Genomic DNA, 5,752 nt, shown 5'->3' with positions numbered 1-5,752 from the left:
CCGGTAGAGTTGTTGGTTTTTACCTGCCTGATGGTCGGTATTTTCCCGGCCCAGACGGTGGGTCCTTTGCTCGCTGCGGCCGCGCAGCCCGTGGTGGGTGGCGAACTGCCTGAGTACAGCTTGGCCATTTGGCACGGCCTGAATGCGCCAATGATCATGAGTTTGGTCGCCATGTCATGCGGTATCTTGCTCTATGTGTTGTTGTGGGCGTCGTAGCAGCACGTTACGTTTGCAAACGCAGCTGTTCCTGCTGGTGTTGGCCGCCGTTATTGCGGGTCTGATCCCAATGCTTTACAGCGGCTTGAGCTGGGGCGACAGGCCGAACATCCCCGGTTCGATTGTCTTTGTGACCTTGTGGGTGCTGGCGATTGCCTGTGCGATTGGCGCTGCTTGGCAAGCCAAATACCACCGTCTGGCAGCCTTGACCATGGTCAGTGTCTGCGGCTTGATGACGTGCGTAACCTTCGTTTGGTTCTCGGCGCCGGATCTGGCCTTGACTCAGTTGGTGGTAGAAGTGGTGACTACCGTTCTGATTCTGCTCGGCCTGCGCTGGCTGCCACGTCGGATCGAAGAAGTTTCGCCATTGCCTGGCACCCTCAACAAAGCGCGCATTCGTCGTCTGCGTGACTTGCTGTTGTCGATCGCAGTCGGCGGCGGCATGGCGATGTTGTCGTACGCGATGCTGACCCGGCAAACCCCTAACCACATCTCCTCGTTCTTCCTCAGCCGTGCGTTGCCAGAAGGCGGTGGCACCAATGTGGTGAACGTGATGTTGGTGGACTTCCGTGGCTTTGACACCCTAGGTGAAATCACCGTACTGGCCGCCGTGGCATTGACGGTATTCGCCCTGCTGCGTCGCTTCCGCCCTCCTAAAGAGAGCATGCAGCTGCCTGCACAGCAGCGTTTGCTGGCCAAAGACGTCGTCACTGACTTGGTTAACCCGCGCAGTGCCAGCGATACCGCCCTGGGCTTTATGATGGTGCCTGCCGTACTCGTGCGTTTGCTGCTGCCGATAGCCTTTTTGGTGTCGATGTATCTGTTCATGCGTGGCCACAACCAGCCGGGCGGCGGCTTCGTCGCAGGCTTGGTGATGTCGGTGGCGTTCATACTGCAATACATGGTCGCGGGCACGCAGTGGGTCGAGGCGCAAATGAGCTTGCGCCCGTTGCGCTGGATGGGCACCGGTTTGCTGTGTGCAACGCTAACTGGTCTGGGCGCAATGCTCGTGGGCTATCCGTTCTTGACCACTCATACCGCGCACTTCAGCTTGCCGGTGCTGGGTGAGATTCACCTGGCCAGTGCGTTGTTTTTTGACATTGGTGTGTTTGCCGTTGTGGTCGGCGCCACGTTGCTGATCCTGACAGCGTTGGCTCACCAATCGGTACGAGCCCATCGTCCCGCCCTCCAATCCAAGACGGGAGCTGCCTGATGGAAGAAGTTATCGCTATCGCTATCGGGGTGCTCGCCGCCTCGGGCACTTGGCTGGTCCTGCGCCCTCGAACCTTTCAGGTGGTGATGGGGCTGTGCTTGCTGTCCTACGGGGTCAACCTGTTTATTTTCAGCATGGGCAGCCTGTTCATTGGTAAGGAGCCCGTTATTAAAGCGGGTGTACCGCAAGATTTGCTCCACTACACCGACCCCTTGCCGCAAGCACTGGTGTTAACCGCAATCGTCATCAGTTTCGCCATGACCGCGCTGTTTCTGGTGGTCTTGCTGGCCTCTCGCGGCTTGACCGGTACCGACCATGTGGATGGCCGGGAGCCTAAAGAATGAATCTGATGTCGCATCTGATTGTCGCCCCAATCCTATTACCGCTGTTTACCGCAGCGTGCATGTTGTTGTTGGGTGAAAAACATCGCCCGCTCAAAGCTCGGATAAACCTGTGCTCGACCTTAATCGGGCTGTGCATTTCGATTGCGTTGCTGCTCTGGACTCAACAACAGAGCAGCCCTGCCTCGATTGGCGTGTACTTGCCCAGCAACTGGCAGGTGCCCTTCGGTATTGTGCTCGTGGCGGATCGCTTATCAGCGCTGATGCTCGTGCTTACAGGTGTTATCGCCAGCTGTGCGCTGTTGTTTGCCATGGCTCGCTGGGATCGCGCTGGCTCCAGCTTTCATGCGCTTTTCCAGATCCAGTTGATGGGGCTATACGGCGCCTTTCTGACCGCCGACCTGTTTAACCTGTTCGTGTTCTTCGAAGTGCTGCTGGCCGCTTCTTACGGTCTGATGCTGCACGGCTCGGGCAAAGCACGCGTCTCGGCAGGTTTGCATTACATTGCGATCAACCTGCTGGCATCGTCATTGTTTCTGATTGGTGCCGCGTTGATCTACGGCGTCACCGGCACGCTGAACATGGCTGATCTGGCGTTCAAAATCCCATTGGTGCCAGAAGCCGACCGAGGTTTGCTGCACGCCGGCGCTGCCATTCTGGCCATCGCCTTCCTCGCTAAGGCCGGGATGTGGCCGCTGAACTTCTGGTTGGTGCCCGCCTACTCTGCAGCCAGCGCGCCGGTGGCGGCGCTGTTTGCGATCATGACCAAAGTCGGGATCTACACCGTCTTGCGTCTGTGGACCTTGCTGTTCTCGGGTCAAGCCGGGGCTTCAGCCTACTTTGGCAGTGACTGGCTGATTTACGGTGGTATGGCGACGATAGTCTGCGCAGCCATTGCCATCCTCGCCGCCCAACGGCTGGAGCGCATGGCCAGCCTGAGTATTCTGGTGTCGGCTGGGATCCTGTTATCGGCGGTGGGTTTTGCCCAGCCCAATTTGATCTCTGCTGCGCTGTTCTACCTAGTCAGCTCCACCTTGGCACTGAGCGCCTTGTTCTTGCTGGCCGAATTGATCGAACGTTCGCGCTCCTCCAGTGAGTCACTGATCGAAGAAGATGCTGAAGCGCTGCCAACTCTGATTGAGCCGCCGCCCCGCGGAAGCAACCTCGACGATGAACAAAAAGTGGTCGTTGGACAGATCATTCCCTGGGCGATGGCGTTTTTGGGCTTGAGCTTCATCGCTTGCGCCCTGTTGATTATCGGCATGCCGCCGCTGTCCGGGTTTATTGGCAAGCTCAGCTTGCTCAACGCGCTGCTGAACCCCGCAGGTTTGGGCACCGACATTAACGCGCCCATTTCAACCGCTGCTTGGTGCTTGTTTACGCTGTTGATCCTCTCTGGGCTGGCGTCCTTGATTGCCTTCTCGCGCATGGGCATCCAGCGTTTTTGGACACCTTTGGAGCGACCATCGCCGATCCTGCGACGCTTGGAATGCGTGCCTATCGTGTTGCTGCTCGGGTTGTGCATCGCGCTAACGCTCAAGGCCGAACCGCTGTTGCGTTACACCCAAGCGGCGGCCGATACCTTAAACAACCCCGAGCGTTATGTAATGGCCGTCATGGGCGCACGCCCGGTGCCTAGCCCTGAAGGCAAAGCAGCGCTAGAGGAGTTCAAGCCATGAAGCGTTTGTTCCCTGCTCCTTGGTTGTCATTGGCCTTGTGGGTGCTGTGGTTACTGCTCAATTTGTCATTGAGTGCCGGGCATATTTTGCTGGGTGCTGCCTTGGCGTTTTTGGCCCCAATCATGTTCGCGCCCTTACGGCCTCTGCCGATCAAAATCCACCGTCCGGGCGTGATCATTAAATTGTTCTTGTCGGTTGGCCGTGACGTGATCGCTTCTAACCTCGCCGTGGCGTGGGGCGTACTCAACCTGCGCAGATGTCCGCCACGCTCCAGATTCATCAAAATTCCGCTCGACCTGCGTGATGCCAATGGCCTTGCCGCTTTGTCGATGATCACCACCGTGGTGCCGGGTACGATTTGGTCCGAGCTGGCCTTGGACCGAAGCGTGTTATTGCTGCATGTCTTTGACCTAGATGACGAAGCGCGGTTTATTGAGCACTTTAAAACGGCTTACGAGCGCCCTCTTATGGAGATCTTCGAATGAGTGCCCTGCTCTCCAATGCCATTTTGATTAGCTTGTTTTTCTTTAGTTTGGCGATGGTGCTGACCGTGATCCGACTGTTCAAAGGCCCCTCGGCCCAAGACCGAGTTTTGGCACTGGATTACCTGTACATCGTCGCCATGCTCATGATGTTGGTCTTAGGCATTCGCTATGCCAGTGACACCTACTTCGAAGCCGCCTTGCTAATAGCCCTGTTTGGCTTTGTGGGCTCGTTTGCGCTGGCCAAATTCCTGCTGCGTGGTGAGGTTATCGAATGAATTCCATCAGCGAGCTGTCTCTGTGGATCGAAATACCAGTGGCTGTGCTGCTGGTGGTCAGTAGTCTGTTTGCCCTGTGTGGCGCGCTAGGAATGCTGCGCCTTAAAGATTTTTTCCAGCGCATGCACCCCCCTGCACTGGCTTCAACCCTTGGTGCTTGGTGTGTGGCACTGGCTTCAATTCTTTACTTCTCGGCCCTTAAATCGACTCCGGTTTTGCATGCCTGGCTGATCCCCATTTTGCTGGCAATCACCGTGCCGGTGACCACACTACTATTGGCCCGGACTTCACTGTTCCGCAAACGCATGGCAGGCGAAGATGTCCCCGCCGAAGTCAGCAGCGGCGGCCGCAGCGAAGGCGGCTCCTGATCCCCATTCTGGACTGCCTTTAAAACTCCGAATAACCCGTAGGAGCTGCCGCAGGCTGCGATCTTTTGATCTTAAAAAGCAAAAGATCGCAGCCTGCGGCAGCTCCACGGTTGCTCGTCAACCAATAGACGCTAGGTGGACGATTACATCCAGCCCAGCCAGCTCCAATACGTCGCACCGAACAGCAGCATCAGCAAGTAACCTATCACTGTGACCACCAGCCCTACCTTTGCAAACTGTTTGGCGGTGAAGGTTTGCGTGCCCAAGCAGACCATGTTCTGCGGGGCGTTGATGGGCAAAATAAAGCCATAGCTCATCACAAAGCCCAGCAGCATGGTCATGCCTAACCGGCTAAATTCACCCGGCAAGGTTTGCAGCACCGCGATCAAAATCGGCAATAAAGCAGATGTCAGCGCGGTGGCACTGGCAAACCCTAAGTGGATCACAATCAAAAACGCCCCAAGAATCGCAAAGATCCCCAACGGCCCGACTTGATCTAGCCCGGTGTTAAGCACCACTTGCCCACCCAACCATTGCCCGGCCTGAGTCGTCAGCAACGCCGTGCCTAGGCTGATCCCCACCCCGAACACAATTACCGTGCCCCACGGGATGCGCGACTGTACGTCCTTCCAAGTCATCACCCCAAAACGCGGTAGCAGCAATACCACCAGCCCGGCGTAAGTGATTGAGGTGGTGTCAAAACTGTGCAACTTGCCTTCAGTGGCCCAGCCCAGCAGCAACGCGATCGACACTGCCATCAACCGTTTCTGCGGCCCTGTCATGGGGCCCAGCTCAGCCAATGATTTTTCTACCGACTCTTTACCCCCTGGGATGCTGTCACTCTCTGGCGGGAGCATTTTAAGCACTACAAACAGCAACACCGCCGACATGATGATGGCCCACGGCGCACCTGCAATCAGCCAGTCGAGCCAGTTGACCCGCTCGCCCAGCATTTTGTCCATAAAGCCAACCGTCAGCAGGTTTTGCGCAGCGGCCGTTTGAATCCCGACGTTCCAGATACTGGTGCCCTGCGCCACGACAATCATGATCCCGGCAGCGATGTTAGAGCGCTTATCAACGCCAAACGCCAGAATCACCCCCATCATAATCGGCACTACACACGCACTGCGCGCGGCGGCACTCGGCCCAACCAGACTGAGCACAATGGCGACCGC

The 5,752-nt window shown here is 57.0% G+C and carries 6 protein-coding genes and 1 pseudogene; 6 read left to right on the top strand and 1 reads right to left on the bottom strand.

Annotated elements, in window-relative coordinates; all coding sequences use genetic code 11:
• The 6 genes and pseudogenes from mbhE to AQS70_RS06815 all read left to right on the top strand — a co-directional run.
• Window positions 1–1,429 (top strand): annotated as a pseudogene (gene mbhE / locus AQS70_RS06840) (hydrogen gas-evolving membrane-bound hydrogenase subunit E); the annotation flags it as partial.
• On the top strand, window positions 1,429–1,773 hold the full coding sequence (locus tag AQS70_RS06835; protein WP_055102131.1) for a Na+/H+ antiporter subunit C: 345 nt from the start codon (window positions 1,429–1,431) through the stop codon (window positions 1,771–1,773). The pseudogene mbhE and the gene AQS70_RS06835, both read left to right, overlap by 1 nt.
• Window positions 1,770–3,449 carry a monovalent cation/H+ antiporter subunit D gene (locus AQS70_RS06830; RefSeq protein WP_055102130.1) on the top strand — a complete coding sequence of 560 codons (1,680 nt, stop codon included), beginning with the start codon at window positions 1,770–1,772 and terminating at the stop codon, window positions 3,447–3,449. Before AQS70_RS06835 ends, AQS70_RS06830 begins: the two co-directional genes overlap by 4 nt.
• Window positions 3,446–3,934, top strand: a complete 489-nt coding sequence (locus tag AQS70_RS06825) for a Na+/H+ antiporter subunit E (RefSeq protein ID WP_055102129.1) — start codon at window positions 3,446–3,448, stop codon at window positions 3,932–3,934. The genes AQS70_RS06830 and AQS70_RS06825 overlap by 4 nt, the downstream gene beginning before the upstream one ends.
• Entirely contained in the window at window positions 3,931–4,209 is a 279-nt protein-coding gene (locus tag AQS70_RS06820) for a K+/H+ antiporter subunit F (RefSeq protein ID WP_055102128.1), read from the top strand. The genes AQS70_RS06825 and AQS70_RS06820 overlap by 4 nt, the downstream gene beginning before the upstream one ends.
• Window positions 4,206–4,577, top strand: a complete 372-nt coding sequence (locus AQS70_RS06815) for a Na+/H+ antiporter subunit G (RefSeq protein ID WP_055102127.1) — start codon at window positions 4,206–4,208, stop codon at window positions 4,575–4,577. Before AQS70_RS06820 ends, AQS70_RS06815 begins: the two co-directional genes overlap by 4 nt.
• Before the next feature lie 143 nt (window positions 4,578–4,720).
• Here the strand turns inward: AQS70_RS06815 and AQS70_RS06810 are convergent.
• On the bottom strand, window positions 4,721–5,752 hold a 1,032-nt coding region (locus AQS70_RS06810; protein WP_055102126.1), incomplete at its 5' end, for an SLC13 family permease.

Origin of the sequence: Pseudomonas endophytica, from assembly GCF_001411475.1 — a bacterium.
GTDB lineage: Bacteria > Pseudomonadota > Gammaproteobacteria > Pseudomonadales > Pseudomonadaceae > Aquipseudomonas > Aquipseudomonas endophytica.
Note: the sequence above shows the minus strand (reverse complement) of the source record. Positions and strands in the feature narration are given on the sequence as shown.

Bases quoted from the DNA above. Each gene is read 5' to 3' on its own strand.
- AQS70_RS06825 (WP_055102129.1), top strand. From the start codon at position 3,446: ATGAAGCGTTTGTTCCCTGCTCCTTGGTTGTCATTGGCCTTGTGGGTG.
- AQS70_RS06815 (WP_055102127.1), top strand. From the start codon at position 4,206: ATGAATTCCATCAGCGAGCTGTCTCTGTGGATCGAAATACCAGTGGCT.
- AQS70_RS06830 (WP_055102130.1), top strand. From the start codon at position 1,770: ATGAATCTGATGTCGCATCTGATTGTCGCCCCAATCCTATTACCGCTG.
- AQS70_RS06820 (WP_055102128.1), top strand. From the start codon at position 3,931: ATGAGTGCCCTGCTCTCCAATGCCATTTTGATTAGCTTGTTTTTCTTT.
- AQS70_RS06835 (WP_055102131.1), top strand. From the start codon at position 1,429: ATGGAAGAAGTTATCGCTATCGCTATCGGGGTGCTCGCCGCCTCGGGC.